General features: G+C 48.1%; 1 protein-coding gene. It reads right to left on the minus strand.

The window, feature by feature from the left end; translation table 11 throughout:
- The coding region (locus AB4507_RS22715; RefSeq protein ID WP_372183467.1) for a hypothetical protein at positions 1 to 447 on the minus strand (447 nt) is incomplete at both ends.

Consider the following 447-nt stretch of genomic DNA (forward strand, 5'->3'; position numbering starts at 1 on the left):
ACTGAATGACTTTGGTGTCACTGACCGCAGAGTTCGATGGATCAGAGCCATCGGCTAGATTCTTTTCAGATAGTGAGATTGGCGAAATGACATCAATGGTTGGAACATCACCGTCCTTAATCGTAAGTGTCACTGTTGAGGTAAGAACGTCGTCATCACCATCGTTTGACGTCACAACGATATTTTTAACGATATCGCCAACCGAATGGTCTAAATCTCGGTTTGGCTCAAAGCGCACTTCCCCTTGAGTCGTAATAAACAGTGAGCCTTCGGTGAAGGTAAACTCTTGCTCGGTCGCATCATTCGGGTCTAGATAGTAAGCGGTGCCGTCATAGGTAAATTGAGTCACGCTCGCGCCATCGGCACTCGCGGATGTTAATACATCGAAAACGGATGTCGTTGGCGTGCCTGCAGCCAAGTCAGCAACGGTAGGCTCTTCAATCGTCA

Source organism: Vibrio sp. 10N.222.54.A3 (assembly GCF_041474095.1).
Classification (GTDB): domain Bacteria; phylum Pseudomonadota; class Gammaproteobacteria; order Enterobacterales; family Vibrionaceae; genus Vibrio; species Vibrio crassostreae_C.